The organism is Candidatus Rokuibacteriota bacterium, from assembly GCA_030647435.1.
Classification (GTDB): Bacteria; Methylomirabilota; Methylomirabilia; order Rokubacteriales; family CSP1-6; genus AR37.
The window spans coordinates 1-25,321 of the sequence record JAUSJX010000032.1 but is presented as its reverse complement, the minus strand read 5'-3'; the positions used below and the strand labels follow the sequence as shown (position 1 = coordinate 25,321).

Here is a 25,321-nt window from a genome sequence, read left to right as displayed (position 1 = left end):
GGCGGATGCGGCTGAGTCGCCGGCAAGTCCGGCCTCGTGAAGGGGCATGGAGGGCAACGCAACGGCATGCTAGCAACCGCGGGCAGGGGAGTCAAGGACGGCGGCGCGCGGCGCGGCGCTTGACACGCGAGGCGGCCGGGGCTTAGCCTCGCTTCAATGCCTCCGAAGATCCTCATCGTCGACGACACCCCGCACAACGTGAAGATGCTCGTCGATCTCCTTTCGGCGAAAGGATACGCCACCGTGACCGCGGCGTCCGGCCAGGAGGGGCTCGAACAGGTGGAGGCGGAGCGCCCGGACCTGGTGCTGCTCGACGTCATGATGCCAGGCATGGACGGCTACGAGGTCTGCCGGCGGATCCGCGCGAATCCCGAGTACGGCATCCTGCCCGTGGTGATGGTGACGGCGCTCGACCCGGCCCGCGAGCGTATCAAGGGCCTCGAGGCGGGGGCCGACGACTTCCTGACCAAGCCGGTCAACATGGCCGAGCTGGTCGCGCGGGTGCGCTCGCTGCTGAGGATCAAGGACCTCTACGGCACGGTCCAGGCGCAGGCCGCCGAGCTCGCTGACCTCAACGCCAACCTCGAGCAGCGCGTCCAGGCGCAGGTGGCCCAGCTCGAGCGCCTGGGCAGGCTCACGCGCTTTTTCTCGCCCCAGCTCGCCGAGCTGATCATGACCGGCGGTGCCGAGGACCCGCTCAAGAGCCACCGGCGGGAGATCACGGTGGTCTTCGTGGACCTCCGCGGCTTCACCGCCTTCGCCGAGACGGCTCCGCCCGAGGACGTCATGAGCGTCCTCCACGAGTATCACAACGAGATGGGGCGGCTCATCATGGAACGCGAGGGCACGCTCGAGCACTTCGCGGGCGACGGGCTGATGGTCTTCTTCAACGACCCAGTGGAGGTGCCGGACGCGACCGAGCGGGCCATCCGTATGGCTGTCGCGATGCGCGGGCGCGTGGAGGCGCTGGTGCCCGGGTGGCGGGAGCGCGGCTACGATCTCCACTTCGGCGTGGGCATCGCCAACGGTATCGCGACGCTCGGCGCCATCGGCTTCGAGGGGCGCTGGGACTACGGCGCCATCGGCTCCGTGTCGAACCTGGCGGCGCGGCTCTGCTCGGAGGCCAAGCCCGGCCAGATCCTCGTGTCGCGGACAATCCTGTCCATCGTCGAAGGACTCGTCACGGCCGAGCCGGTGGGCGAGCTCGTGCTCAAGGGGTTCGCCAAGCCGGTCTCCGCCTTCGACGTCCAGGGTCTCCGGCCCCAGGGCCTTCCGACAGCCTAGCGGGGCCGTGCTACACTTCAGTGTCAGAGAATCCATGACATGGCCATCCTGAAAGTTGCCCGTTTGGGCCACCCGGTGCTGAGGCAGAAGGCGCTGCCGGTGCCTGTCGGCGAGATCGGCTCTCCGGAGGTCCAGCGCCTCATTGACGACATGGTCGAGACCATGCGCGAGTACAACGGCGCCGGCCTCGCCGCCCCGCAGGTGCACGTCCTCAAGCAGATCTGCGTGATCGAGGTCAACGAGAACCCGCGCTATCCGGAGGCGCCCGCCATCCCGCTGACCGTCATTATCAACCCGGTGCTGACGCCGCTGACCGAGGAGATGGAGGACGGTTGGGAAGGCTGCCTCTCCGTGCCCGACATGCGCGGGATGGTGCCGCGGTACACCGCGACGCGGCTCGACGCCTATGACCGCGAGGGACGCCGCATCGAGGGCGAGGCGAAGGAGTTCTTCGCGCGGGTCATCCAGCACGAGGCCGACCACCTCCACGGCATGGTCTACCTGGACCGCATGCGTGACCTCTCGACGCTGACCCATCTCGCCGAGTGGAACAAGCACTGGCTGGGCGTCCAGGAGCAGGACAATTAAGGCTGTCGCGGTCGTCAAGGATCTGTTCTTCGTCGCGCGCATCAAGGAAACGGCCCGCATGGTCGGTACCCCGCTTGCTTTCGCCCGAACCCCGGAGGAGCTGACGGCAGCGCTCGCCGACGCCCCGGACCTGGTCATCCTCGACCTGACAACCGGGGGCTGGGACTACGAGCGCTTCTTCGCCGCGCTCGACGGCGCGGCGCTGCGCCCGTCGGTGCTGGGCTTCACGACCCACGTCCTTGCCCGCGATACGCAGCCGCTCCACGCCCGGTGCACGCGCGTCGTCACGAAGGAAACGTTGACCCAGGAGCTCCCGGACCTTCTGAAGACCGGCGTGGCTCAAGACCGGCGTAGCGGCATGACGGCCGAAGAGTTCGTCAACGATCTGGATGGACGGAACCAGACGATCCTGAAGCGGCTGGATCCCGGATCCACGCTCAAGCCCGAAGTCGCGGGCGACCTGACGGTGCTGAACCTCCTCAAGGTCGCGCTCAAGAACGAGATCGAGGCGACCGAGATCGCCTCGCGCTGGCTCGTGACCACGGACGACGTCGAGGTGAAGATGGCCTTCGCGCGCCAGGCAGGCGACGAGGCCAAGCACTACCGCATGATCGCCGACCGCCTGCGCGAGCTGGGCTTCGACGCCCGCGGCTTCAACCCCGTCGCCAAGGGCTACGGCCCGCTCTTCCAGTATCTCGACACGCTGACGACGACGGTCGAGCGCGTGGCAGCAGGGCAGTTCACCCGCGAGGCCATCGCCGTCGTGAAGAACCGCCAGTTCATCGAGTTCTGCGAGCAGGCGGGGGACAAGGCGACAGCAACCCTTTACCGCGATGTCATCGAGCCCGATGAGTACTTCCACCACCAGCTGGGCCGCTCGCTCCTGCTCCGCTTTGCCGCCACGCCCGACGCGCAGGAGCAGGCCCGCCGGGCGGCCGCGCGCACGCTGTCGCTGGCGGAAGAGCTCCAGCAGGCGGCGCTCAAGACCGCCGGCATCCACCACGCTCCTGGCTGCTGATGATCGCCGAGCCGCCGCTTCGCGAGTTCGCCGAGCTCACAGGGAGGCCCGACGGCCGCGTCGATCTGGCGAGGGCGGCGCTGGCCATCGCCCGCTGGGAGTACCCCGCGCTGGACGTGGACGCGTATCTGGAGCGGCTGGACGCGCTCGCGCGCGGCGTTGATGGGGAGCGCCGCTCGGCCGATCCCGTCGGGCGGCTCCACCGGCTGCGCGAGTACCTCTTCGTGGAGCAGGGATTCGCGGGCAACCGCGCGGACTACTACGACCCTCGCAACAGCTTCCTCAACGACGTCCTCGACCGGCGGCAGGGCAACCCGATCACGCTGAGCCTCGTGCTGATGGAAGTCGGCAAGCGCCTCGGGCTCGCCGTCGAAGGCATAGGGCTGCCGGGCCATTTCATCGCGGGGGCGCGGCTCGGCGACTCGCAGATCCTTCTCGACCCCTTCAACGCGGGCGCGCTGCTGACGCCTGAGGCGTGCGAGAAGCTGGTGGGGCGCGCCCTGGGGCGCCAGGTGGCGCTCAAGCCTGAGAACTTTGCGGCCGTGACCCGGCGACAATTCCTCGCGCGCATGCTCGCCAACCTCAAGGGCATCTACTGGCAGCGCGAGGCTTGGGACCGCGTCGTCGGCGTCATCGACAGGCTTCTCGTGCTCGATCCCAAGGCGGCGGAAGAGTGGCGCGACCGCGGTCTCGCGTGGACCAAGTTGGGCGAGATCCGGCGCGGGCTCGTGGACTGGGAGCGTTACCTGACCGAGTTTCCCAACGCCGCGGACCACGAGGCCGTGAAAGGCCATCTGCGGAAGGCGCGCCAGAAGCTCGCCCAGTTGAACTAACTTGGAAGGTTGTATGAGGGTCCCAGCGTGAGGGTCAAAGGCGGGCAGAACTTCTTCGGCTTCTCCGTCGGCATCCTCATGCTGGACACGCAGTTCCCGAGGATCCCGGGCGACATGGGCAATGCCGCGACCTTCGACTTTCCCGTCCTCTACCACCGCGTGACCGGCGCGTCGCCCGACCGGGTCGTGCGCCACGGCCAGCAGGCGCTGCTCCCGGCGTTCATCGAGGGCGCCCGCGCCCTCGAGCGCGAGGGGGTCCGCGCCGTCACCACCAACTGCGGCTTCCTCGCCAAGTTCCAGGCCGAGGTGGCGGCGTCGGTCTCCATCCCCGTCTTCACGTCGAGCCTCATGCTCGTGCCCCTCGTTCACCGGATGCTGCCACCGGGCAAGGCCGTGGGCATCATGACCGTCGACGCGTCCTCGCTTCGTCCCGAGCACTTCACCGGCGCCGGGATCGGCAAGGACATCCCGACTGTGGTGGCCGGCATGGAGACGGAGAAGGAGTTCACCCGCGTGATGCTCGACGATCAGCTGGAGCTCGACGTCGAGGCGGCCCGGCAGGAGCACTTGACGGTGGTCCGGCGCATGCTCAAGGCCCACCCCGAGATCGGCGCCATCGTGCTCGAGTGCACCAACATGCCGCCGTACCGCGCGGACATTCAGGCGGCCACGGGTCTGCCGGTCTTCGACATCACGACCCTCGTCCGGATGGTCCACGACGCCGTGAGCCAGGGGCTGCCGCCCCGACCTGCGGCAGGCTCCTGAGGACCGAACTCGTGCTTGACGGCCGCGACAGCAGCATGGATATTGACGCAGTATCCCCTCCTGAGGAGGTCACGAGTATGTCGAAGCGCGCGTTGATAGCAGTGCTCACCACGGCCTTGGTCGCCGCCTTCGCGGCCGGCGCCCCGGCCCAGCAGTCCATGACCTGGACGGCCGGCGCCGTCGGGGGCGGCTGGTATGCCATCTCGGGAGGCATGGCCGAGCTCCTCCGCGAGAAGGCCGGGCTCAACATCAAGGTCATCCCCGGCGGCGGCACGCAGAACCCGCTGCTGGTCGAGAAGGGCGACGCCGAGCTCGGCATGGGGCTGCCGCCGCTCCTCGGCGCCGCGCTGCGTGGAGAGGACCCGTACCCCGGGCAGAAGAACCCGAGCCTCCGCGCGCTCGCCGGCAACATGAGCCTCAACACCTTCCACTTCTACGTCGCGGCCGATTCGCCGTACGCCAAGATGTCCATGGAAGAGATCGTCAAGGGCAAGAAGCCCATCCGGGTCGCCATCTCCAAGCCAGGCTCCTCGGACGTCTGGGTCTTCGAGAAGGTGATGGAGTTCTACGGCCTCTGTGCTCCAGGCAAGATCGATGACTGCTACAAGAGCTGGGAGGCGGCGGGCGCCAAGTTCTTCCGCGGCTCGTACAGCGAACAGGCCGGCGCCTTCAAGGACCGGAACGTGGACGGGACCTTCACCTTCCTCGCGCTGCCGGGCGCGTCCATCACGGAGGCCTCGGTCGGGCGCGACTTGAAGCTGCTCGCCTTCTCCAAGCCGCTGGTCGACCACCTCAGCAAGTTCGGCATGGGCGCGGGCACGATTCCGCCCGGGACGTATCCCAAGGCCGCCAACGGCAACGAGCCTGTGGCGACGGCGACCATGGGCACGACGATCACCGTCAACGCCAAGATGCCCAACGACACGGCGTACCTGATCACCAAGACGCTGAACGACAACGTGGACCGGGTGCGGAAGATCCACGGCAGCCTCGCCGACTACGACCCGTCCAAGGGCTACCTCTACCTCGGCGTGGCGCTCCACCCCGGCGCGGAGAAGTACTACAAAGAGAAGGGCTGGCTCAAGTAGCAGGCTTCACCGTTGCGCACGCTCCGCGGCATCGTCGGATGGGGGGCCGGGACGTACGCCGCCTGACCTGAAAATAGAGCTCCTCGGCAAGTCAGCAGCTTGCCGAGGGGTTTTCGTTTGCCCTCTTGGGTGGCGTGGGGTATCGTGGGGCCGGTTCTAGCTGGTCGTGGGCGCATTCCTGGGCACAACAGAGAAAGCGTGAAGAGCGGAAGCCTACGCGATTTGTGGCGGCGGTGCGGGCGGCTGCGCGCGGACCAAGAATGGGACTTCGTCCATCAGATCCCCGTTGATCGTGCCCCGTACCACGTAGTCTTGACCCGCACGAAAAGCCAACGGCTGAACGTTCATCGCCAGGGGCATCACGAAGGGGGACCCCGCGCGCGACCCGGGGGGCCGACCGACGTCGAACTGAGCCTGGAGACGAAACGGTTGCTCGCCCATGGGAGTAGGGACCATGAACGGCTGCCCGTCGGCATCGAGAATCGATATCTCGAGCGTGTGAGCCCTGTTCGTCTCTTCCCAGGTCACCTCGATAACGCCGCAGATCGCGAAGGGCGAGGGAGCTGGCCCGGTTTGAGTCCAGCCCATACCCAGCGCATAGAGCATACTGCTCTGTACCTCGGCGAAGTGAGCGAGCAGCAGTCGCAGCTTCACGAAGCCAGGGCCGGCGTCAGCGATCCGAGCGAGGGAATCCGGGTGGGGTTGGCCGGGGCGAGCTGTAACACGCGACGGCCCACGTTATTGGGGGTCGTCAGTTGAACGAAGCCTGGCATCTCGATCAGAGCCATATATCTAGCGATAGGTGCCAGGCGATCCTTGAGCTCATCTTCAGTCCAGTCGCCGTGGCCGTGCTCCGCGAGGAGAAGCTCGACGTCATGGTAAAGCTGGGCTACGCCGGCGTCGGCACGCGCGTCGATGTTCCAGGCCTCGGCGGCGATCCAAGCGTGCACCACGGCAAGCTGGACCTCCCCGGCCAGATACCGAGTAGCCAGTCGCCGAAGACCTAGCTCGATCTCTCCCATGTGCCCTGCTCCTCTCCCGCGTTACGTGAGCCCTCGCGAGCTACGCGAGATGTTCAACGAAGGCGACTATGATGGCCGCGCCACCGCCGGTGAGCTCGGCCGACGAGTCGTCAGCGACCGCCACCCGAGCTCTCTGCGCGCGCCCGTCCCCTACTGTACCCGAAGTCAGCTCGTCCAGTATCAGGATGCCAGCGGGACAGAGGTTGCCACGGCGCATCAGTACCTGCAGCCTGATGGTACCTTGGGCGCCAGCGGACGGCCAGACCCCAAGCGCATCCTCAAGGACGGGGTCCTATATGTGGCCTGGTGGGGTACCTCCTTGGGCCAGATGTAGTGGGCGGCAACCTCTGCGTTCCTTTTTCAGTGGAGTGTCTGGACGCCAGCCGCCGCCCGCTCTCCAAGCCGACAGTATGGACTATGACCCAAGCCGAGCTCCGCGCCAAGATCCGCCACCTCATGACCTCGGGCGCCCTGCCGCGCGTGCTGCGGGCGGCCGAGTGGATCGCGCCAGGCTATGTCGCGCAGCTCGAGATGGGCGTGAGGAAGAACCCCTCGCTCGAGGTTCTGCAGCGGATCGCCAAGGCCCTGGGGGTCACGGTGGCCGAGCTCCTGAAGTAGAAGCGCCCCCGCGCGGCTCCAGGCCGCGCTCTTGGAGGGATCATGGACGAGGCGGACTACAACAAGGCGAGAGACGACCTCAACGCCAATTTCGCGGAGTGGCGGCGGCTGGGGCTCCAAGCGGTTGAGAGCGCGACCGTCGCCATGGTGGACTTCGAAGCGCTCGCGGCCTATTGCGTCGATCCCGCCCACGTCCTCATGACTCAGGGTGGCGCCGAAGCGATGGCCACGTGGGCCGAGGCCGCCACCAAGATGGTCGAAGGGATCCGCCAGCTTCTGCTCAAGTACGGCTTCGCGAGGCGTACCGGCACAGTCGGCACAGGCATGACGATCGAGGGCTTCCCGTTCAGGGAGTGAGAGACCACCCGAACCCGTGGAGGATCGCGCGCGATGAACAGCACGAGGATACCACCTGCGGCCTTCGAGCTCCGGCCCGTCGAGCCGCCCTGGCTACTCCGCCTGCCGCGCCGTCTGCATGGCTTCCGGCAGCACTCGGGGAGCGAGCAGCCGATCTTTCTGCCTGAGGACGAACCCGGATCGACGCTCCGCGGCGGGCTGCTCAAGTACGTCCGATTCGTCGAAGGGAAAGGCAAGACGTTCCTTGCGGTCCTGTATCTGCAAGACCGACAGGGGCCAGGCTACGATGTCGTCCTGAGCCAGGACGGCCGCGTGACCGATGCTGTGCACGTCGGGCCGCATGGGGCGGCGCTCGGGGCCTATCTCGCGCGCGCCGAGGCGGTCAACGTGGAGTTCCGGGGTCACGGACTGTCACAGGATGTGATCTCGCTTGCAGGCCTGCGCGCGCAGGCGGGCGACGCCGATCTCGCGCTGGCGTGTGCCGTCGCCGATCGCGCGGCCCGTCGTGTCGCGCGCGCCCGGAAGGTGGAGCGGCCCGCCGAGGCCTGGCTCCGCCGGCAGCTCGAGGGGCTGGGCGAACCATGAACGACGGCTTCTTCATGAGCGACGGCGGCGTGCTCCTCGCCCTCATGGTGACCGTTGCCGTCTCGATCGTCGTCGCCAAGCTCGCCTACAGGGAGGGGTACAAGCAGGGGCAGGCTGACTTCCTTACTCAGCGCCCACCGACAGAAGCCGAGCGGAACACGATGCTCATGAAATCCGTGCTGCCGCTCTGGCGTCAAGTGGGGGGCTGGGCGTCTATTGCCGCGTCGGGCCTGCCCTTTTGGGTGCTGATGTCCCTCGCGGTCCGATACGGCAACGGTTCAGCGTGGGCTTTCCTCGCGGCGCTCCTTACGTCGTTCGTATTCTTTGGATTAGGGTTCTGGCTTTGTGAGTGGTTTTGGAGACCCTACCGCAAGGCTCAGGAACAACAGCACCGGCCGGAGACAGACAAGGGCCGGCACTCTTCATGATCGTCGCGAACTTCGCACGAAAGACCATTCGGCTCCGCCCGCTGGCCGGGCTCGCGGTGCGCTGATGAATTGGGAGGACATAGTGGCGACCTTGAGAGCGCCCGGATTTTGGCTCCTTCTCACGGGGATATGCAGTGCCTCCGCGGCCGTCTTCGCAGCCGTCGCTGGCTGGATGACGCTCCGCCAGCAGGACGTGCAGATCGACACGGTAAAGGCATGGATGACAGGCGGCGACAGCATCGCTACTTCGAGCCCCTCCGACGCGACGGCCGACTGGTGTTCTATATTCGCCACGCGGGCGCCTACCCAGCCCACGATGTGGTCATTCGAGTCCACGAGGTCCGCGACGGGCGTGATCGGCTCGTCGAAGCGCCAATTCAAGTCGGCACGGTAAGCGGTGGGAGCGGTATGGACTACCTCGCGGTATCCGGGGCCCTCCGTGAGAGCTTTCCAGATCCTCCAACCGGCAGGGAGCCGGTCAGGAGATTTCGGATCGAGATCCAGACGAGGAATGGACTGATCATCCAGCGACTGAGAGCCTGGCCAGCTGAGGGCCGATGGCACACGAACTCTCGCGAGATCAGCGGCGCTGCTTTTGACCGGGGAGTCAGGCTACCGGAGTTCCTCGAGGCACAAGAGCAATAGTCGAGAGAGGAGGGAATGATGGGTTCTCTCTACGAGCGCGGCCGCGTCTACTGGATCAAGTACTACGCCAACGGCCGACCCGTCCGTGAGAGCACGGGCATGGACAAGGAGCAGGCGGCCGCGCGCGTTCTCAAGGAGCGCGAGGGGCGCGTGGCGATCGGCCAGCCGATGCTCCCGCGCGCCGACCGCGTGCGCTACGAGGAGGCCACGGCGGATCTCCGCCGACACTACGAGACGACGGGGGAGCGCGGTACACGGGAGGCGGCCCGCCGCTTCGCGCACCTGGACTGATTCTTCCGGGGTTGCCGCCTCGTCTCGATCTCGGGCGCCGACGTGACCGCCTATGTTGCGCAGCGCCAGGCGGAGCGCGCCGCCAATAGCACGATCAACCGCGAGCCGGCGTCCTGGGCAAGATGCTCCGGCTCGCCTATCGGCACAACAAGCTCGCGCGCGTGCCCGCGTTCTCGTGCCTCAAGGAGGCGGCGCCGCGGCAGGGCTTCTTTGAGCGGGAGCAGTTCGAGGCCGTCAGGCGGCTCCTGCGCGACGATCTCAAGGCCGTGGTGACCATCGCCTACACGTACGGCTGGCGCGTGTCGAGCGAAGTGCTGACCCCTCGAGCGCCGCCAGCTCGACCTCGAGGCGGGTACGCTCCGCCTGGATCCGGGCACGACGAAGAACGACGACGGCCGCGTGGTCTATCTCACGCCGGAGCTCCGAGCGCTGCTCGCCGCGCAGCTCGAGTGAGTCCGGAGCGCCGAGCGCCGGCTCGGCCGCGTGATCCCGTGGCTCTTCCCGCACCTGACGGACGCCGGCCACCTGGGCGAGTGGCGCACGAAGCTCCGCAAGGTCGGCACACGGCGTGCCGGCGCGCCGGCGTCCCGGGCCGGATCCCGCACGACTTCCGCCGCACGGCTGTCCGGAACCTCGAGCGCGCCGCGGTGCCGCGCTCGGTCGCCATGAAGATCACGGGCCACCGGACCGAGGCCGTGTATCGCCGCTACGCGATCGTCAACGATGCGGACCTCCGAGAGGCTTCCGAGCGGCTGACGGGCACAATTCCGGGCACATTCGCGGGTCGGGGTGCTATCCTCGCCGCTCGGGAGGAAGGAAAATCAGGAAGTTAGGTGGATGGATTTACGTCGGGGCCGGGGCGTACGCCGCCTCGGCCGCCCTGTTTCACCTCTACACCGCGGGCTACGGGACGCTCGAGCCGCGGCTCCAGCGCTCGATCCACTTGTTGTTCCTGGTCCCGCTGGTCTTCCTGGTCTTCCGATTCAACAAGCGCTCCCCTCAGGACAGGCCCAGCGGCTTCGACTGGCTTTGGGCGATCGCTTCCATCGTTCCCAGCGCCTACCTGATCTGGGACGCCAACCGGCTCAACCACCGCTGGGAGGGGGCATCGAGTGTCCAGCCGGTCGAGGTGGTGCTTGGCTGCGTGATGGCTCTCCTCGTCATCGAAGCCTGCCGGCGTTCGCTCTCGCCGTGGATGGCGCTGACCATCAGCGTCTCGCTCGTCTATCTGGGCACGAGCCAGTGGTTCCCCGGGGTCCTCCACTTCAAGGGCTACTCGTTCCCGCGCATGGTCGAGTTCACCTACCTGGCGGGTGACGAGGGCATGTACGGCTTCCTCACCGGCATCTCGGCGAATATCCTTTTCATCTATGTCCTCTTCGCCTCGGTGATGATGAAGGCTGGAGTAGGCGAGTTCATCATCGACGTGGCCGTGAGGCTGGCGGGCTGGGCGCGCGGGGGACCGGCCAAGATCGCCGTCATCGGCTCGGCGCTCTTCGGGACGATCTCGGGCTCGACCGTGGCGAACGTCTACGCCACGGGATCCTTCACCATCCCGCTCATGAAGAAAGCCGGCTACACGCCGAAGAACGCCGCGGCGATCGAGGCCATCGCCGGCACGGGCGGGCAGATCATGCCGCCGGTCATGGGCGCGGGCGTCTTCATCATGGCCGAGGTGACGGGCATCTCGTACTTCGAGATCATCAAGGCAGCCGCCATCCCGGCCATCCTCTATTACGTCGGTCTCTTCGCCATCGTCCACTTCCTGGCGCTGCGCTCGGGGATGAAGGCCGTGCCGCGCTCCGAGCTGCCTTCGTGGGGGCCTGTGCTTCGCCACGCCTATTTCGCCATCCCCTTCGTGCTCATCGTCTACCTGCTCGCCAAGGGCTACTCTCCGACGGGCGCGGCCTTCTACACCATCATCGTCACCTTCGTGCTGTCCTTCCTCGACCGGAAGACCTGGATGACGCCGCGCAAGTGCTGGGAGTCTCTGGTCGGGGCGGCATTCAATGCGGCCACCATCGCCGTGGCGCTGGCGGGCTCGGGCATGATCGTGGGCGTGCTCACTCGCACTGGGGCCGCGCTGGCCTTCGGTGGCGTCGTGGTCCAGTTCGCGCACGGAATCCTGATCGTCGCCATGATCCTGATCTTCCTCGTGGTGTCCGTCCTCGGCACCGGCATCCCGACAACCGCGGCCTACGTGATCTCCGTGACGGTGGGCGCGGCGGCGATGGGCAACCTCGGCGTGAGCCTGCTGGCTGCCCACCTCTTCGTCTTCTACTACGCGGTGCTCTCCGACCTGACGCCGCCCGACGCGGTGACGGCATTCGCCGCGGCGAACATCGCCGGCGCCGACATGTTCGCTACGGGCATCGAGGCCTTCCGGCTCGGCATCGCGGGCTTCCTGGTGCCCTTCGCCTTCGTCTATCACGAGGAGCTTCTGCTCAGGGGTTCGTGGACCCAGATCGTGATCATGTCTGGCTTCGCCGCGGTCTCGGCTGTCGCGCTGGCGTCGTGGGTGATCGGCTACGGCTGGGGCAGGTTGGGCACCTGGCTGCGCTGGCTCTGCCTGCTTGCGGCGGGGATGATGGTCGTACGAACACTCTCGCTTCAGATCGTAGGCTTGGTGCTGTACGTCGTGCTCATGGCCTACGCCGCGTGGGCGACCCGGAAGGCCCGCGAAGCGGGGCCGCGACTCGTCACCGCCGGCTGAGGCGGGCGATCAGGGTCGCGTCGGCGTCCGGGAAGTGGAACGAACCGAGATCGGCAGCTGCGATCCAGCGCATCTCCTGACCCTCGAGTGGCGCGGGCTCTCCCGCGAGCGCGCAGCGGAAGAAAAGGAGCCGCACGCGCTTCTCCGGGTAGGTCCAGTCGACTGTCTCTATCAGCTCTCCCACCGCCGCCTCGACTCCCAGCTCCTCCTTTAACTCCCGCCTGAGCGCGTCCTCCGGCTTCTCCCCCGACAGGATCTTGCCGCCGGGGAACTCCCAGAGCCCGGCCAGGTGGGTGCCTTCGAGCCTGCGCGTGATGAGGTACCGCCCGTCGCGTTCGATGACGGCGGCGACGACCTCGACCGGATCAGGCACGACATCTCCCCCTCACCCTCTCAGCCCTCGCCTCGCCGCAAGCGTCTCAGCTCGAACTGCGGCCCTCTCCCCCAGTGGGGGAGAGGGGGATGGATGGATCATGCCCTCAGCTTTCCCTCTCCCCCACTGGGGGAGAGGGCAGGGTGAGGGGGTGGTTGGATCAGGACGCGGTCCAGCCGCCGTCGACAGCGAGGATGGAGCCCGTGACGTAGCGCGAGGCGTCCGAGGCGAGGTAGAGGCAGGCCTGGGCGATGTCGTCCACGTGACCCGCGCGGCCGATCGGGATCCGGTGCTTGAGGAGGTGACGGCGGAACTCGGGCACGCCCATGCCGATGGCGGTGTCGATGGTGCCCGGGGCGACGACGTTGACGCGGATCTCGTCCTGGACGAGCTCGACGGAGGCGGCGCGCGCGAACTGGTGGAGTCCGCCCTTGGAGGCGACATACGGGGAGAAGTCGGGCGCCGCCACTGTGCCGAGGGCCGAGCCGATGTGGATGATGCTGCCGCCGCCGCGCGCGAGCATGGCGGCCACGACGGACTTGGTGAGCACGAAGGCGCCGACCAGGTTGATGCGGAGGACCTCGGCGAAGTCGGCCGCGCTGATGTCGACGAGCGGGGAGCGCAGGCGCACCGCCGCCGAGTTGACCAGAATGTCCACGCCGCCGTGGTCTCGTGTCGCCGCGGCCGCCAATCGTTCGACGTCCGTTTCGCTGGCGACATCGCCGCTGACGGCGGAAGCCTGCCCTCCGGCCTTGACGATGGTGTCCACCACGTCGGCCAGCGGCTCGGGCCTGCGGCCGAAGACGACCACGCGCGCGCCCTCGCTGGCGAAGAGGATGGCGGTGGCGCGGCCGATGCCCGTGCCGCCGCCCGCGACGATCGCGACCTTGCCGTCAAGCGTTGCCATTGTCGTAACTCCTGCAAAATGCCTTCATGGGACAGCGTGGACACTTGGGCTTGCGCGCCGTGCACCACGTGGCGCCGAAGTCCATGAGGGCCTGATTGTAGTCGTAGGCGCGCCCCGGCGGCACGAGAGATTCAGCCAGGTCCCAGATCGCCTTCTGGCCGCGCAGCCGCTTGATCCCTCGGCTCCCGAGGAAGACCCTGCCGAGGACGCGGCGCACGTTGGTGTCCACGAGCGCGGCGTCCTGGCTGTGGGCGAAGGCGAGAATGGCCCCGGCCGTGTAGCGGCCGATCCCGCGCATGCGCCGGAGGCGCGCGCCGTCGTCGGGAAGCCGCCCGTCGTAGCGGGCCACAGTCTCGCGGGCTATACCGTGGAGATGAGTCGCGCGGCGGTAGTAGCCGAGCGGCCGCCACGTCTTCCGGACTTCGGGCGCGCGGGCCCGGGCCAGATCCTCGAAGGTCGGATAGCGGGCGAGGAACTCGTGGTACTTCGGGATGACGCGGTCGACCTGCGTCTGCTGGAGCATGATCTCGGAGACCAGGACGCGGTACGGCTCGCGCGTGCGGCGCCACGGCAGGTCGCGGCCGTGGCGCGCGTACCAATCGAGGAGGCGCCGCTGGAAGCGGCGGCCCGCGCGGGCGTCGGGAAGCGTCACGGCGGCCATTGTGTCACAATGGAACCGTGCCAAACGAACCGCCGCTCCACGAGGCCCATGATCCCGTCGCCGAGCACCGTGCCGTGATGACAGGCGTCGGCCTCATGGACCGCTCGATGCTCGGCAAGGTGACGGTCACTGGGCGCGACCGCGTGGCGTTTCTCCAGGGCATGCTGTCGAACGACGTCAAGGCGCTCCAGCCGGGGCAGGGATGTCCGGCCGCCTTCCTCGACGCCGTCGGCAAGGTCGTCTCGCTCCTGACGGTGTACGTCCTCGAAGACCGCATCCTGCTCGAGCTGCCGGCCGGTTCTACGGAGAAGTTTCTCCAGGCCATCGACAAGTTCTTGATCTCCGAGAAGGCCTGCTTCGAGGCCGCTGACGACGCGTATGCCATCCTGTCGGTGCAGGGCCCGAAGTCCGGGGAGACGCTCGCGCGAGTCACGGGGGCCAAGGTCGACCTCGAGTCCTACGCCCACGCCGAGATGTCGATCGCCGGTGTGCCGGTGCGCGTCGCGCGGCGGAGCGATGCCGTGACGCCCGGCTTCCACTGCTGGACCGCCGCGGAGCACGCCCCGATTTTGACGAAAGCCCTGAGGGAAGCTGGGGCGGTGCCCGTTGGCGCCGCTGCGGCCGAGGTGCTCCGGGTCGAGGCCGGCATCCCGATGTACGGCCAGGATGTGGACGAGGGTGTCATCCTGCCCGAGACGCGGCTCGACGCCTTCTGGTCCTACACGAAGGGCTGCTATATCGGCCAGGAGACCGTGGCGCGCGTCAAGTACCGCGGCCACATCAACCGCGGTCTATCGGGCCTGGTGCTCGAGGGGGAGCGGGTGCCGTCGCACGGCGACCCGATCGTCGCCGTGGACACGGAAGTCGGCCGCGTCACCTCGGCCGTGCTCTCGCTGGCGCTCGGCAAGCCCGTCGCGCTTGGTTATGTCCGCCGCGAGCATTTCGAGCCCGGGAGCGCGCTGTCGGTCAGGATCGGCGACGATCTCGTGAATGCGCGTGTGGCCGAACTGCCCTTCGTCAAGCCTGGCTGACGCCCCCCGGGATCCCGTGACAGAGCACAAGCACACCAACCGTCTCGCGCAGGAGACGAGCCCGTACCTCCTCCAGCACCGGCACAACCCGGTCGACTGGTACCCGTGGAGCTCGGAGGCATTCGAGCGAGCGCGCGCGGACGACAAGCCCCTGCTGCTGTCCGTCGGCTACTCGGCCTGCCACTGGTGTCACGTCATGGAGCGCGAATCCTTCGAGAACGAAGAGATCGCCGCGCTCATGAACCGGCTCTTCGTGAACATCAAGGTGGACCGCGAAGAGCGGCCCGACGTGGACCAGATCTACATGCAGGCCGTCCAGTCCATGACGGGCCACGGCGGTTGGCCCATGACGGTCTTCCTCACGCCCGAGGGCGTGCCCTTTTACGGCGGCACCTACTTCCCGCCGGTGGACCGCCACGGCATGCCCGCCTTCCCGCGGTTGATTCAGGGCGTGGCCGAGGCCTATCGCGGGCGGCGGGGCGAAGTGGTCGAGGCGGGCAAGCAGCTGCTCGAGCAGATGCGGCAGGGCGAGCGGCTGAGGAGCTCCAACACTTTACTCACGGACACGATCCTGTTCTCGGCCTACCAGGCGCTCTCGGGAGAGTTCGACGCCCGCGAAGGCGGCATGGGGCGGGCGCCCAAGTTCCCCCAGCCCATGAACTGGGAATTCCTCCTGCGCTTTTGGAAGCGGACCGGCAATGCGCGCGCGCTGGAGATGGCGCGGCTCACGCTGACCAAGATGGCGCGGGGCGGGATGTACGACCAGCTCGGCGGGGGCTTTCATCGCTACTCGGTGGACGGGCAGTGGCTCGTGCCCCACTTTGAGAAGATGCTCTACGACAACGGCCAGCTTGCATCGTTGTATCTTCATGGCTGGCTCGCCACGGGGGACGCCGAGTACCGGCGCGTCTGCGAGGAGACGCTCGACTACATCCTGCGCGAGATGACGCATGCCTCGGGCGGATTCTTTTCGGCGCAGGACGCCGACTCGGAAGGGGTCGAGGGCAAGTTCTTCGTCTGGTCCGAGGACGAGATCCGCGCCGCGCTGCCCGACGCCGAGATGGCCCAGGCGGCGCTCGTCTACTGGGGCGCCGACGAGGAGCCCAACTTCGAGGGGCACAGCATTCTCTTCGTCCCCCGCGAGCCGTCGCGGGTTGCGCAGGATCTGGGCATGCCGGTCGAGCGGCTGGCCGGGCTGGTCGCCGTCGCGCGCACGCGCCTCTACGACGCGAGAGAGAAGCGCGTCCATCCCGGGCTCGACGACAAGGTCCTGGCCTCGTGGAATGGCTTGGCGCAGGCAGCGTTCGCCGAGGCCGGCCGCGCGCTGGGCCGCGCCGACTACATCGCCGCGGCGGTGAAGAACGCCGAGTTCGTCACCGCCCGCATGAAGGACGGGGACAGGCTGCTCCGCTCCTGGAAGGACGGCCAGGCCAAGATCAAGGGCTACCTCGAGGACTACGCCATGGTCGGGGCGGGTCTGCTCGCGCTCTACGAGGCGACTTTCGACCGGCGGTGGCTCGACGAGTCGCGGCGCCTGGCTGATCAGGCGCTGGCGCTCTTCTGGGACGGGCGGGAGGAGATGTTCTTCGACACGGGCGAGGATCAGGAAGCGCTGGTCGTGAGGCCCCGCAATCTCTTCGACAATGCCGTGCCCTCGGGCACCTCGGTGGCGATCGAGTGGCTGCTCAGGCTGGCCATCGTGTTCGGCGAGGAGCGCTACGAGGCGCTGGCGCTGAAGGCGCTCCGGCCCATGGCCGATCTCATGACCCGCTACCCGTCAGGCTTCGGGCGCTACCTGGCGGCGCTCGACTTCCATCTGGGCCCCGTGGCCGAAGTCGCCCTCGTCTGGCCCGACGGTTCCGGCCCGGGGCCGCTCGCTGAGACGCCATTCCGTCGCTACATGCCGAATCGCCTGGTTGTCGGCGCTCCAGCGGGCTCGCCCGGCCAGGCGGGGCTGCCGCTCCTTGCCGAGCGCGGGGCCGTGGACGGCAAGCCCACGGCCTATGTCTGCCGGCGCTACGTCTGCCAGCTCCCCGTGACCGATCCAGCCGCGCTCGTCGCCCAGCTCGACGCTGGAGTATAATTCACATCGGGCCGAGGTGCAGAATTCATGCGTGTACTGGTGAACGGCGAGGCGATGGAAGTGCCCGAGGGCGTGAGCGTCGATGGACTGCTCGAGCACTTGAAGGTGAAGCGCGAGTACACGGCCGTCGCGCTCAACCGCGAGATCACGCCGAAGGCGCAGTACGCCGATACGCATCTCAAGGACGGAGACCGGGTCGAGATCGTGCGCCCGATGGGCGGAGGCTAGCAAAGCACGACCCCTCACCCTACCCTCTCCCCAGAGGGGGAGAGGGGGACTATCGTCCCAGGGGCCTGTCCCCCTCGCCCCCGGAGGGGGAGAGGGTAGGGTGAGGGGGCCTGGTTGTAAGAGCGAAACCAGCAAGGAGGCAGGGAGATGTACGACACGTCATTGTGGCTCGGGGGCAAGGAGTTCAAGTCGCGACTCATCGTCGGGACGGGCAAGTACCCGTCGTTCGAGAACATGCGGGAAGCCATCGAGGCTTCTGGCGCCCAGATCGTCACGGTTGCCGTCAGGCGCGTGAACCTGCCGGGGCAGGGAGAGTCGCTGCTCGACTACATCGATACGAAGAAGTACACGCTGCTGCCGAACACGGCCGGCTGCTACACCGCCGACGAGGCGGTGCGCACCTGCTACCTCGCCCGCGAGGCCGGACTGGGAACGCTCGTCAAGGTCGAGGTCATCGGCGACTCGCGAACGCTCTTCCCCGACGTCGAGGGCCTGCTCGAGGCGACGCGCATCCTGGCCCGCGAGGGCTTCAGCGTGCTGCCGTACACCAACGACGATCCCGTCCTCGCCAAGAAGCTGGAGGACGCGGGGGCGGCGGCGGTGATGCCGCTCGGGGCGCCGATCGGCTCGGGCCTGGGTATCCGCAACCCGTACAACATCAAGATCATCCTCGAGACGGTCACGTGCCCCGTGATCATCGACGCCGGCGTCGGCACCGCGTCCGATGCCGCGATCGCCATGGAGCTCGGCTGCGACGGCGTGCTGATGAACACCGCCATCGCCGGCGCCACGGACACCGTCGCCATGGCCACTGCCATGAAGCTGGCTATCGAGGCCGGGCGCCTCGCCTTCAAGGCGGGCCGCATCGGCAAGAAGCTCTACGCCACGGCCTCTTCTCCCATCGAGGGCGTGCCGGATTGGTCGACCAGCTAGGCTTCTCGCTCTGCCTCGTGACCGATCGGTCGCAGGTGGCGGGAACGCTGGAGGAGGCCGTCGAGGCATGCCTTGGCGCAGGGCTCAAGGCCGTTCAGCTGAGGGAGAAGGACCTGGCCGCGCGGGATCTTCTTTCGATGGCGAGCGCGCTGCGAGAGTCGACCCGGCGCCACGGGGCGAAGCTCCTCGTCAATGACCGCGCCGACGTGGCCCTCGGCGTCGGCGCCGACGGCGTCCAGCGCGCGGGCACCTCGCTCCCCGTGTCCGCGCTTCGCGCCATCAGCCCTCCCGGCTTCCTGATCGGCGCGTCCGTCCACTCTCTGGCCGAGGCGCGCGCGGCAGAGCCTGAAGGCGCCGATTTTCTCCTCTTCGGGCCTGCGTACGACACGCCCTCCAAGCGTGAGTACGGGCCGCCGCAGGGGCTGTCAGCCCTCGAGCGCGTCGCCTCCGCCGTGCGCCTGCCAGTCTTTGCCGTGGGCGGAGTCACGCCCGCGCGCGTGGCCGAGGTAGTCCGGGCCGGCGCCTCGGGCGTCGCCGTCATCGCGGCCATCTTGGCGACGGCGCGCCCCGCCGATGCCGTCAAGGCGTTCCTCGACGCGCTGGGACGAGCCTGATGCCGCCATCCGTCATCGTCGTCGGCGGCGGGATCATCGGCTGCGCGACCGCCTACGATCTAGCCAAAGCCGGCTGTCGGGTGACGCTCTTCGAGCGCGCCACGCCGGGCGCCGAGGCCTCGAGCGCCGCCGCCGGCCTGCTCGCTCCCGTCGGCGAGACCAAACGCTCCGGTCCTTTCCAGAAGCTTGCGCTGGACAGCTGGGCGCGCTACCCCGACATCGCTCGCGAGCTCCGCGATGTCACGGGCGTGGACGTCGAGCACATGACGACGGGCACGCTCTACCCCATCTTCGGCCGCGAGGAGCTGGTCGGAGCGCAGGAGCAGACGCGCTTTCCGCTCGCCAAGGAGATGGGGATGCGGGTCGTCGAGGGCACGGAGCTCCGCGACATGGAGCCGTGGCTTTCGCCGGAGATTCCCGCGGCGCTCTTCGTGCGCGGCGACCACTGGGTGAATAACCAGCGCCTCGTCACGGCGTATGCCACCGCGGCCGCGGGCCGGGGAGTCGAGATCCGCACGGGCGTCGAAGTGACGCAGCTCACCGCCGAAGGCGGCCGGGTCACGGGCGTGGTGGCGGCGGGGGAGCGTGTCGGGGCCGAGTGCGTGCTGCTGGCGGCCGGCGCCTGGTCGGGCCCGCTTGCCGCAACTCTCGGTCTCAATCTGCCTGTCGCGCCCGTGCGCGGCCAAATGATGGCGGTCAGCAACGTCCCGCCGCTCCTCCGCCACGCCGTACACGGCCATCAGGGGTATCTCACGCCGCGCCCGTCGGGCGAGCTGCTGATCGGCGCCACGGTGGAGCACGTCGGCTTCGAGCGCGCCATCACCGCGGAAGGCCTGGCGCATCTGGTCAATGGCGCCATCGCGGTCGTGCCGGAACTGCGGCGCCGGCCCGTCACGCGCACCTGGTGCGGCTTCAGGCCCGGCACGCCCGACGATATGCCCGTGCTGGGCCCCTGGCCAGGGCTCGAGGGGTTGTATGTCGCGAGTGGCCACTACCGCAACGGCATCCTGCTGGCGCCGGCCACCGCCGCGCTCATGACGCAGGCGATCCTGGGCGGCGGCATCTCGGATTTGATCAAGCCCTTCCTTCCAGACCGACTACTCGACGGGCCAGACCCACTACTCGACGGGCCAGACCCACTACTCGACAGGAGCCCCCATGCCCACCCGTGATGACATTAAGCGCGCCGTCTGCGAGACCATCGACCGTCAGAGCGAGAAGATCGTCAAGGTCGGCGAGACGATCAGGAAGAACCCGGAGCTGGGCTTCAAGGAGTTCAAGACCGCGCGGCTGGTCGAGGAGACCATGCGGGAGATCGGGCTCGAGCCCAAGGGCGGGCTTGCCCTCACGGGCGTGCGCGGCGTGGCACGCGGCAAGACGGACGGGCCGACCTTCGCGCTGCTGGGCGAGCTGGACGGGCTCGTGGTGGCAGGACACCCGGTGGCTGATCCGCAGACGGGCGCGGCCCATGCCTGCGGCCACAACGCGCAAATCGCCGGGCTCCTAGGAGCCGCGATGGGGCTGGTGGGCGCCAAGGCCTTCGAGCATCTGGCGGGGCGCGTCGTCTTCTTCGCCGTGCCTGCCGAGGAGTACGGCGACGTCGCGTGGCGTGTCGAGCAGGCGAGGGCGGGGAAGCTCGAGTTCCTGGGCGGCAAGCCGGAGCTGCTGCGCCTCGGCCACTTCGACGACGTGGACATGGCCATGATGATCCACACGACGCCGGTGAAGGAGGTCAAGAAGGCCGGCATCGCCGCCTCGAACAACGGCTGCATCGTCAAGACCGTGCGCTACATCGGCCGCGCCTCTCACGCCGGCGGGGCGCCCCACCTCGGAATCAACGCGCTCTACGCCGCCCAGATCGGCCTCGCCGCCATCAACGCCATCCGCGAGACCTTCAAGGACGAGGACTCGATCCGCGTGCATCCGATCATCACGCATGGCGGGAGCCAGGTGAACGTCATCCCGGCCGACGTGCGCATCGAGACCTACGTGCGGGGCAAGACCGTCGAGGCGATCCTGGACGCCAACGTGCGCGTGGACCGCGCGCTCAAGGCCGGCGCGCTCGCGCTGGGCGCCCAGGTCGAGATCGAGACACTGCCAGGCTATTTGCCGCTCTTCAACCACGCCGGGATGGCACAGCACTTCAAGGCCAATGCGGCGGCGCTCCTGGGCGCCGACCAGGTGACCGAAACGGGGCACCGCAGCGGCTCCACCGACATGGGCGACATCTCGCACGTGATGCCGACGCTGCATCCATACATGGGCGGCGCCTCCGGCAGCGGGCACGGCGCCGACTTCGCGATCGCGGATCCCAAGCTTGCCTACATCGAGCCGGCGAAGCAGCTGGCCCTCATGGCCGTGGACATGCTCTGGGACGACGCCAAGGCGGCCAAGGAGATCATCCGCGAGTTCAAGCCGCGCATGACCAAGGAGGCCTACCTGACTTTCCAGCGCGGCATCGCCAAGACGGAGCGCTTCGACGGCGGGAAGTAATGACTCTTGAGGGGGCGAGCATGATCTGGACGGCTTGGAATAACGGAGTCCACCGGAGGTCAGGCGCCGGCTACGGCTTCAAGGTACCTGCGGAGGACCGCGACCGGTACTTCAAGCCGGATTGGCACACCGTAACGGTGGAGCTGCAGGAGGGTAGGGGTGTTTTGGCGGTTGAGCTGAACGTCGCCAAGGACTCGTTTTGGGGTGCCGAATGCCGCGAGCTGGTCGACGAGAAGATTGGCCGGTGGCTGCGCGGCTCGGGATATGCCCCGTGGCCCCGCGGAACCCCGCCGCGGTTCGAGGTCCAGGCCGCCGGAGATCGACGATTCATCGTGAGGCGGCGAGTGACGCCGAAGAAGCCGCTTCAGGGGACCGGCGCCGCCCGCCGCTGAGCGCCTGGAGGATGTGGATCTCCTGGTCCTCTGGGATCGGCTGGTCGAGGGTTGCGGCGGGCTCGGTGCCGATGTAGATCCGCATGTGCTGGCGGACCTGGTCCTGCTCGTCCACGATCCGGCGGCGAATGCCGGGAAAGCGCCGGTCCAGATCGGCAAGCATCTCGGCGACCGTGGCGCCCGTGCCCTCGACCTCGCCGCGCCCGCCCGTGTAAGAGTAAAGGGGCGAGGCGATGAAGACGCGCATCAGCCGAGCGCCGCCGCCTGGACGGAGTAGATCTCGGGCAGGTGGCGGGCCAGACAGCGCCAGCGCTTCCCTTCGTCCGTGCTCATCCAGATCTCGCCGCTCGTGGTCCCGAAGTAGAGCCCGAGCGGCTCGCCGCCGTCGTCGTCGAAGGCCTGGCGCTTGATAGTGAGCCAGGCATCGCGTGTGGGTAGGCCGGCGGCCTGTCGCTCCCAGCTTTTGCCCGCGTTCCGCGAGCGGTAGACGGCGGGCTTGCCGCCGGGGCTCGTCCGCGGCCAGACGGTCGTCCCGTCCATGGGGATGACCCAGAGCGTGTCGGGGTCGCGGGGATGCAGCACGAGCGGGAATCCGATATCGCCCACCGTCTTCGGCATGTTCATGCCGATGCGCGTCCAGACGTCTCCGGGCCGGTCGAGGCGGTAGATGCCGCAGTGGTTCTGCTGGTAGAGCCGGTCGGGCTTGAGCGGGTGAAGGGCCATGATGTGCGGGTCCTGCCCGATCTCGGGGTCTTTGTCGGGCAGGAAGGTGGCGGCGACCCCGCTGTTGAGCGCGCGCCACGACGCCCCGCCATCGAGGCTCTCGAAGGAGCCGCCCCCTGAGAGGCCGACATAGAGATGCTTCGGGTCGCGCGGGTCCACCAAAATCGAGTGAGTCACCGCGCCGTCCGGCGTGTCCTGTCCGATCGTGCCGATGCGCGCCACCAAGTTGCGGTTGAAGCCCTCGATGCCGCTCCACGTGACGCCGCCGTCCTCGGAGCGGAAGAGCCCGTGCGGTGAGGTGCCGGCCCACCAGACGCCCGGCTGAGAAGGAAGCCCCGGCGAGAGCCAGAAGGTGTGATCCACGGCGCGCCCGGTGTGACCCTCGGGCGCCTTGGCGAAGGCCGGCGGCAGCGATGCTTCCGTCCACGTGCGGCCGCGGTCGGTCGAGCGCATGATCACCGGCCCGAGATGACCCGTGCGGGTGGCCATCAGCATCGTTTGGCTGTCGCGGGGATCCAGCACCAGGTGGTGGACGATGCAGCCGAGGAGGTGCGGGCCGTCGAGCCGCCAGGTCCGGCGCGCCGGGTCGCCGTGGAAGAAGAAGGCGCCCTTGCGGGTGCCGACCATCAGCAGTGTGCGGCGCTTGGAACGCTTGGACCCAGCCATAGGCCTTCTTTGATATCGTAAGTTGCCATGTACGGCAAGGGGTCGGCCGGCTTCCCTCAGCGCATCGTGTGTCTCTCCTCCGAGCACGTGGAGATCTGCTACGCGCTTGGTGCAGGGGAGCGCGTCGTCGGCGTGCCCGGCACGGCGCAGAGGCCGCCCGAGGCGCGGGAGAAGCCGAAAATCGGTGGCTTCACGAGCTTCCGAGCCGACAAGATCCTGGAGCTCGAGCCCGACGTCGTGCTGGCCTTCTCGGATCTCCAGGCGGACATCAGCGCCGAGCTGATCCGCGCCGGGCTGCCCGTCTTCTGCTCCAACCCGCGCTCGGTGGACGAGATCCTCGCCACCATCATCATGGTGGGCGGGCTCCTGGGGCTCGAGAAGCCCGCGCGCGATCTCGTCCAGGACATGCGCGACGAGATCCGGCAGGTGCGGGAGTTCTCGAGCGTGTGGCCCGACAGGCCGCGCGTCTACTTCGAGGAGTGGCACGACCCGCTGATCGCGGGGATCAGGTGGGTTTCGGAGGTCATCGAGATCGCCGGCGGGCGCGACATCTTCCCCGAGCTGCGGGACAAGGTCTCGGCCAAGGACCGGGTGGTGGATCCCGGCGAGGTCGCCCGGCGGAACCCCCAGATCATCCTCGCCTCATGGTGCGGCAAGCCGGTGGACCTGGAGGCGATCCGGAAACGCCCCGGGTGGGAGGCGGTGAGCGCCGTCAAGGAAGGCCGTATCCATGAGGTGGACGGGGCTGATATCCTATCTCCAGGGCCATCGGTGCTGGCGGGGCTCAGGCTTATCCACGAGATCATCCAGCAGGGGCTGGGGGCTTAGTGTAGCTCCTCAACTGTAGCCTTCGCTCCCACGGCCTAAGTAGCTGGAACTGTAGCTCCGGTTCACATCCTGATAGAGAATTTGGTGACGTGGCAATGGTGTCATTAAAGATGGAAGGCCCCTTGGAGGCCGATGCTAGGATGAGTACCTTTCGCGTCCCTCATGACAACTAATAAGCTCGCGCGGCCGGAGCGGTTCTTCGAGGACAGGTTCGGTCTCACGTCCTCGGCCCTCGAACGGCTTTTGGGATCCCACCTGGCCGGCCGCGTCGACCACGCAGACCTCTTCCTCGAGTACCGCGTCAGCGAGGAGCTGACCCTCGAAGAGGGCGCGGTCAAGAAGGCTTCGCGCCACGTCAGCCAGGGCGCCGGCATCCGCGCCCAGTCGGGCGAGCGCACCGGCTACGCCCACACCGACGATCTCGCGCTTCCCAACCTCGAAGAAGCCGCCCGGCAGGCGCGCGCAATCGCGGATCAGACCTCCGCGTCGACCGCCGTGGCCGTCGGGCCGGGCCGCCCGCACGACCTCTACACGCTCGCCGAGCCTCCCGTCAACGCCGCGCTGGACCGGAAGGTCGCGCTGCTCCTCAAGATGGACGCGGCGGCCCGCGCCTTCGACCCGCGCGTCAAGCAGGTCATCGCGAGTCTCGGCAGCGAGGACGTGGTCGTATTGATCGCGACGCCCTCGGGCTGGACGGTGGGCGACGTGCGCCCGCTGACGCGGCTGAACGTCACCGTGATCGTCGAGGAGAACGGCAAGCGCGAGATCGGCACCTACGGCGGCGGCGGGCGCGTGGCGTTTGATTTCTTCCTTGAAGCGGACCGCGGGGAAGCGGACCGCTGGCGCCGCTACACCTCCGAGGCGGTCAGGCAGGCGACGATCAAGCTCCACGCTGTCGAGGCGCCGGCGGGCGAGATGACCGTGGTGCTCGGCCCGGGCTGGCCGGGGATCCTCCTCCACGAGGCAGTGGGGCATGGGCTCGAAGGCGACTTCAACCGCAAGCAGACTTCGGCCTTCTCGGGGCGCATGGGCCAGAAGGTCGCCTCAGATCTCGTCACCGTGATCGACGACGGCACCATCGCCAACCGGCGCGGCTCGCTCAACGTGGACGACGAGGGTATCCCGACGCGGCGGAACGTCCTCATCGAGAAGGG

At 68.0% G+C, this 25,321-nt stretch carries 29 protein-coding genes; 22 read left to right on the top strand and 7 right to left on the bottom strand.

From position 1 onward, the window contains the following. The first annotated feature begins 156 nt into the window (after positions 1 to 156). The 6 genes from Q7W02_06430 to Q7W02_06405 all read left to right on the top strand — a co-directional run bounded on the left by Q7W02_06430 (position 157) and on the right by Q7W02_06405 (position 5,576). On the top strand, positions 157 to 1,284 hold the full coding sequence (locus tag Q7W02_06430) for a response regulator (protein MDO8475823.1): 1,128 nt from the start codon (positions 157 to 159) through the stop codon (positions 1,282 to 1,284). 39 nt (positions 1,285 to 1,323) lie between these two features. Beyond that, entirely contained in the window at positions 1,324 to 1,872 is a 549-nt protein-coding gene (def, locus tag Q7W02_06425) for a peptide deformylase (protein MDO8475822.1), read from the top strand. 58 nt (positions 1,873 to 1,930) lie between these two features. Beyond that, entirely contained in the window at positions 1,931 to 2,890 is a 960-nt protein-coding gene (locus Q7W02_06420; GenBank protein MDO8475821.1) for a ferritin-like domain-containing protein, read from the top strand. Continuing rightward, positions 2,890 to 3,723: a tetratricopeptide repeat protein gene (locus Q7W02_06415; GenBank protein ID MDO8475820.1), complete on the top strand. Its 834-nt coding sequence runs from the start codon at positions 2,890 to 2,892 to the stop codon at positions 3,721 to 3,723. Before Q7W02_06420 ends, Q7W02_06415 begins: the two co-directional genes overlap by 1 nt. 27 nt (positions 3,724 to 3,750) lie before the next feature. After that, positions 3,751 to 4,488 (top strand): aspartate/glutamate racemase family protein, encoded by a 738-nt coding sequence (locus tag Q7W02_06410; protein MDO8475819.1) that lies wholly within the window; start codon positions 3,751 to 3,753, stop codon positions 4,486 to 4,488. A gap of 77 nt (positions 4,489 to 4,565) precedes the next feature. Next, complete coding sequence (locus tag Q7W02_06405; GenBank protein ID MDO8475818.1) at positions 4,566 to 5,576, top strand: TAXI family TRAP transporter solute-binding subunit; 1,011 nt, start codon at positions 4,566 to 4,568, stop codon at positions 5,574 to 5,576. A 213-nt stretch (positions 5,577 to 5,789) separates the two neighbouring features. Here the strand turns inward: Q7W02_06405 and Q7W02_06400 are convergent, their stop codons facing one another. Next, positions 5,790 to 6,230, bottom strand: a complete 441-nt coding sequence (locus Q7W02_06400) for a hypothetical protein (GenBank protein MDO8475817.1) — start codon at positions 6,228 to 6,230, stop codon at positions 5,790 to 5,792. Continuing rightward, a complete protein-coding gene (locus tag Q7W02_06395; protein ID MDO8475816.1) occupies positions 6,227 to 6,598 on the bottom strand; it encodes a hypothetical protein in 372 nt (123 codons plus the stop codon). The genes Q7W02_06400 and Q7W02_06395 overlap by 4 nt, the downstream gene beginning before the upstream one ends. Positions 6,599 to 7,015: 417 nt before the next feature. Here Q7W02_06395 and Q7W02_06390 point away from each other — a divergent pair, with 417 nt between their 5' ends. From Q7W02_06390 to Q7W02_06360, 7 genes are all read left to right on the top strand, one after another. Next, complete coding sequence (locus Q7W02_06390) at positions 7,016 to 7,216, top strand: helix-turn-helix transcriptional regulator (GenBank protein MDO8475815.1); 201 nt, start codon at positions 7,016 to 7,018, stop codon at positions 7,214 to 7,216. A 42-nt stretch (positions 7,217 to 7,258) separates the two neighbouring features. After that, positions 7,259 to 7,573, top strand: a complete 315-nt coding sequence (locus Q7W02_06385; GenBank protein ID MDO8475814.1) for a hypothetical protein — start codon at positions 7,259 to 7,261, stop codon at positions 7,571 to 7,573. Positions 7,574 to 7,606: 33 nt separating this feature from the next. Beyond that, on the top strand, positions 7,607 to 8,158 hold the full coding sequence (locus Q7W02_06380; protein MDO8475813.1) for a hypothetical protein: 552 nt from the start codon (positions 7,607 to 7,609) through the stop codon (positions 8,156 to 8,158). Next, entirely contained in the window at positions 8,155 to 8,586 is a 432-nt protein-coding gene (locus tag Q7W02_06375; GenBank protein ID MDO8475812.1) for a hypothetical protein, read from the top strand. The genes Q7W02_06380 and Q7W02_06375 overlap by 4 nt, the downstream gene beginning before the upstream one ends. 663 nt (positions 8,587 to 9,249) lie before the next feature. Next, positions 9,250 to 9,522, top strand: a complete 273-nt coding sequence (locus tag Q7W02_06370; GenBank protein ID MDO8475811.1) for a hypothetical protein — start codon at positions 9,250 to 9,252, stop codon at positions 9,520 to 9,522. Between the two features lie 533 nt (positions 9,523 to 10,055). Then, positions 10,056 to 10,355, top strand: a complete 300-nt coding sequence (locus Q7W02_06365; protein ID MDO8475810.1) for a hypothetical protein — start codon at positions 10,056 to 10,058, stop codon at positions 10,353 to 10,355. After that, complete coding sequence (locus tag Q7W02_06360) at positions 10,298 to 12,235, top strand: TRAP transporter fused permease subunit (protein MDO8475809.1); 1,938 nt, start codon at positions 10,298 to 10,300, stop codon at positions 12,233 to 12,235. The genes Q7W02_06365 and Q7W02_06360 overlap by 58 nt, the downstream gene beginning before the upstream one ends. Here Q7W02_06360 and mutT read toward each other — a convergent pair. From mutT to Q7W02_06345, 3 genes are all read right to left on the bottom strand, one after another. Continuing rightward, positions 12,222 to 12,608 (bottom strand): 8-oxo-dGTP diphosphatase MutT, encoded by a 387-nt coding sequence (gene mutT, locus Q7W02_06355; GenBank protein MDO8475808.1) that lies wholly within the window; start codon positions 12,606 to 12,608, stop codon positions 12,222 to 12,224. The two genes, Q7W02_06360 and mutT, sit on opposite strands and share 14 nt — an antisense overlap. A 160-nt stretch (positions 12,609 to 12,768) precedes the next feature. After that, positions 12,769 to 13,515, bottom strand: coding sequence for a glucose 1-dehydrogenase (locus Q7W02_06350; protein MDO8475807.1), 747 nt, complete (start codon positions 13,513 to 13,515; stop codon positions 12,769 to 12,771). Continuing rightward, a complete protein-coding gene (locus Q7W02_06345) occupies positions 13,502 to 14,167 on the bottom strand; it encodes an A/G-specific adenine glycosylase (protein MDO8475806.1) in 666 nt (221 codons plus the stop codon). The genes Q7W02_06350 and Q7W02_06345 overlap by 14 nt, the downstream gene beginning before the upstream one ends. Positions 14,168 to 14,193: 26 nt before the next feature. Between Q7W02_06345 and Q7W02_06340 the strand changes: the two genes are divergently transcribed. The 7 genes from Q7W02_06340 (at position 14,194) to Q7W02_06310 (ending at position 21,558) form a co-directional block, all read left to right on the top strand. Further along, positions 14,194 to 15,207 (top strand): aminomethyltransferase family protein, encoded by a 1,014-nt coding sequence (locus tag Q7W02_06340; protein ID MDO8475805.1) that lies wholly within the window; start codon positions 14,194 to 14,196, stop codon positions 15,205 to 15,207. Positions 15,208 to 15,223: 16 nt separating this feature from the next. Then, a complete protein-coding gene (locus Q7W02_06335) occupies positions 15,224 to 17,290 on the top strand; it encodes a thioredoxin domain-containing protein (protein MDO8475804.1) in 2,067 nt (688 codons plus the stop codon). 27 nt (positions 17,291 to 17,317) lie between these two features. Then, entirely contained in the window at positions 17,318 to 17,518 is a 201-nt protein-coding gene (thiS, locus tag Q7W02_06330) for a sulfur carrier protein ThiS (GenBank protein ID MDO8475803.1), read from the top strand. A 147-nt stretch (positions 17,519 to 17,665) separates the two neighbouring features. After that, positions 17,666 to 18,451 carry a thiazole synthase gene (locus tag Q7W02_06325; protein ID MDO8475802.1) on the top strand — a complete coding sequence of 262 codons (786 nt, stop codon included), beginning with the start codon at positions 17,666 to 17,668 and terminating at the stop codon, positions 18,449 to 18,451. Continuing rightward, on the top strand, positions 18,436 to 19,065 hold the full coding sequence (thiE, locus tag Q7W02_06320) for a thiamine phosphate synthase (protein MDO8475801.1): 630 nt from the start codon (positions 18,436 to 18,438) through the stop codon (positions 19,063 to 19,065). Before Q7W02_06325 ends, thiE begins: the two co-directional genes overlap by 16 nt. Then, complete coding sequence (gene thiO / locus Q7W02_06315) at positions 19,065 to 20,237, top strand: glycine oxidase ThiO (GenBank protein MDO8475800.1); 1,173 nt, start codon at positions 19,065 to 19,067, stop codon at positions 20,235 to 20,237. Before thiE ends, thiO begins: the two co-directional genes overlap by 1 nt. Further along, complete coding sequence (locus Q7W02_06310) at positions 20,224 to 21,558, top strand: amidohydrolase (GenBank protein MDO8475799.1); 1,335 nt, start codon at positions 20,224 to 20,226, stop codon at positions 21,556 to 21,558. Before thiO ends, Q7W02_06310 begins: the two co-directional genes overlap by 14 nt. Positions 21,559 to 21,885: 327 nt before the next feature. Here Q7W02_06310 and Q7W02_06305 read toward each other — a convergent pair whose 3' ends face one another. Both Q7W02_06305 and Q7W02_06300 read right to left on the bottom strand, forming a co-directional pair. Further along, positions 21,886 to 22,197, bottom strand: coding sequence for a MoaD/ThiS family protein (locus Q7W02_06305; protein MDO8475798.1), 312 nt, complete (start codon positions 22,195 to 22,197; stop codon positions 21,886 to 21,888). Then, positions 22,197 to 23,339 (bottom strand): glycosyl hydrolase, encoded by a 1,143-nt coding sequence (locus Q7W02_06300; GenBank protein MDO8475797.1) that lies wholly within the window; start codon positions 23,337 to 23,339, stop codon positions 22,197 to 22,199. The genes Q7W02_06305 and Q7W02_06300 overlap by 1 nt, the downstream gene beginning before the upstream one ends. 27 nt (positions 23,340 to 23,366) lie before the next feature. Between Q7W02_06300 and Q7W02_06295 the strand changes: the two genes are divergently transcribed. Together Q7W02_06295 and Q7W02_06290 are read left to right on the top strand one after the other, a co-directional pair. Continuing rightward, entirely contained in the window at positions 23,367 to 24,167 is an 801-nt protein-coding gene (locus tag Q7W02_06295) for a cobalamin-binding protein (GenBank protein MDO8475796.1), read from the top strand. A 162-nt stretch (positions 24,168 to 24,329) separates the two neighbouring features. Next, positions 24,330 to 25,321 (top strand): metallopeptidase TldD-related protein (locus Q7W02_06290; protein MDO8475795.1); only part of this gene is annotated, 992 nt, incomplete at its 3' end.

Excerpts from the sequence above, each read along its gene's own strand:
- Q7W02_06430 (MDO8475823.1), top strand. The coding sequence starts at position 157 with ATGCCTCCGAAGATCCTCATCGTCGACGACACCCCGCACAACGTGAAG.
- def (MDO8475822.1), top strand. The coding sequence starts at position 1,324 with ATGGCCATCCTGAAAGTTGCCCGTTTGGGCCACCCGGTGCTGAGGCAG.
- Q7W02_06420 (MDO8475821.1), top strand. The coding sequence starts at position 1,931 with ATGGTCGGTACCCCGCTTGCTTTCGCCCGAACCCCGGAGGAGCTGACG.
- Q7W02_06415 (MDO8475820.1), top strand. The coding sequence starts at position 2,890 with ATGATCGCCGAGCCGCCGCTTCGCGAGTTCGCCGAGCTCACAGGGAGG.
- Q7W02_06405 (MDO8475818.1), top strand. The coding sequence starts at position 4,566 with ATGTCGAAGCGCGCGTTGATAGCAGTGCTCACCACGGCCTTGGTCGCC.
- Q7W02_06395 (MDO8475816.1), bottom strand. The coding sequence starts at position 6,598 with ATGGGAGAGATCGAGCTAGGTCTTCGGCGACTGGCTACTCGGTATCTG.
- Q7W02_06390 (MDO8475815.1), top strand. The coding sequence starts at position 7,016 with ATGACCCAAGCCGAGCTCCGCGCCAAGATCCGCCACCTCATGACCTCG.
- Q7W02_06385 (MDO8475814.1), top strand. The coding sequence starts at position 7,259 with ATGGACGAGGCGGACTACAACAAGGCGAGAGACGACCTCAACGCCAAT.
- Q7W02_06380 (MDO8475813.1), top strand. The coding sequence starts at position 7,607 with ATGAACAGCACGAGGATACCACCTGCGGCCTTCGAGCTCCGGCCCGTC.
- Q7W02_06375 (MDO8475812.1), top strand. The coding sequence starts at position 8,155 with ATGAACGACGGCTTCTTCATGAGCGACGGCGGCGTGCTCCTCGCCCTC.
- Q7W02_06370 (MDO8475811.1), top strand. The coding sequence starts at position 9,250 with ATGGGTTCTCTCTACGAGCGCGGCCGCGTCTACTGGATCAAGTACTAC.
- Q7W02_06350 (MDO8475807.1), bottom strand. The coding sequence starts at position 13,515 with ATGGCAACGCTTGACGGCAAGGTCGCGATCGTCGCGGGCGGCGGCACG.
- thiS (MDO8475803.1), top strand. The coding sequence starts at position 17,318 with ATGCGTGTACTGGTGAACGGCGAGGCGATGGAAGTGCCCGAGGGCGTG.
- Q7W02_06325 (MDO8475802.1), top strand. The coding sequence starts at position 17,666 with ATGTACGACACGTCATTGTGGCTCGGGGGCAAGGAGTTCAAGTCGCGA.
- thiO (MDO8475800.1), top strand. The coding sequence starts at position 19,065 with ATGCCGCCATCCGTCATCGTCGTCGGCGGCGGGATCATCGGCTGCGCG.
- Q7W02_06310 (MDO8475799.1), top strand. The coding sequence starts at position 20,224 with ATGCCCACCCGTGATGACATTAAGCGCGCCGTCTGCGAGACCATCGAC.
- Q7W02_06305 (MDO8475798.1), bottom strand. The coding sequence starts at position 22,197 with ATGCGCGTCTTCATCGCCTCGCCCCTTTACTCTTACACGGGCGGGCGC.
- Q7W02_06300 (MDO8475797.1), bottom strand. The coding sequence starts at position 23,339 with ATGGCTGGGTCCAAGCGTTCCAAGCGCCGCACACTGCTGATGGTCGGC.
- Q7W02_06295 (MDO8475796.1), top strand. The coding sequence starts at position 23,367 with ATGTACGGCAAGGGGTCGGCCGGCTTCCCTCAGCGCATCGTGTGTCTC.